Source organism: bacterium (genome assembly GCA_024228115.1).
In the GTDB taxonomy this organism is placed as follows: Bacteria; Myxococcota_A; UBA9160; order UBA9160; family UBA6930.
Genome location: JAAETT010000496.1, coordinates 1 through 728, shown reverse-complemented (window position 1 = coordinate 728; position 728 = coordinate 1). Strand labels below are relative to the sequence as shown.

The following is a 728-nucleotide window of genomic DNA, read 5'->3' as shown; positions in this document are numbered from 1 at the left end:
CTGAAATTCATGCAGAAAAGTACACGTATTTTTATGGAGCAGATTCGGTGCTGTCGAATTTTTATCCGATCAATATTACCGCTGATGGCGTCAACTTCAGCAGCGTGGAGCAGTACTTCCAGTACAATAAGGCGAAAAAATTTGGTGACACCGAAACTGCCACGGCGATACTGAACACGCCGTTGCCGTTGCAGCAAGGACAGCTCGGCAGACACGTCAACAATTTCAATGAGGTGGTATGGGTCAGCGCGCGCATGCCGATCATGATGGAGGGTTTGCGGCTGAAATTTGCCGAACCGGCGTTGCAAGCGACGCTGTTGGCCACCAAGCCAGCGTTGCTTGTGGATACCAATATGTATGACACGGTTTGGGGCATAGGGCTTCATATGGCAGATAAACGGTGCGCTGAACGCACCAAATGGTGCGGCCAAAACTTACTGGGCTACATGTTAACTGATATGCGTGATAATTTTGATTTTGGAAAATAATTGTACATATATGAACGCGCGTACAATGATAAAAATAACGCTATTACGCGCGTATTTTTGAAAAAAAAATGAACATCTATCTGTTGTTTTGCGTCGCAATTACCGCCGCAGAATACAAAATAGTTACAGAACAAGAAATAAGTGGACATGACCGTTTCGACATGAGAACCGGAGTAGAAGCGATCTACTTCGGGGACCGCTTTTTGAACTATGAAGGTAGTACGGGAGAGGCGGCCTTAT

General features: G+C 45.9%; 1 protein-coding gene. It reads left to right on the top strand.

What is annotated here, in order from left to right; all coding sequences use genetic code 11:
• Positions 1-47: 47 nt before the first annotated feature.
• Positions 48-488 (top strand): NADAR family protein, encoded by a 441-nt coding sequence (locus GY937_21080; GenBank protein ID MCP5059207.1) that lies wholly within the window; start codon positions 48-50, stop codon positions 486-488.
• Positions 489-728 lie beyond the last annotated feature (240 nt).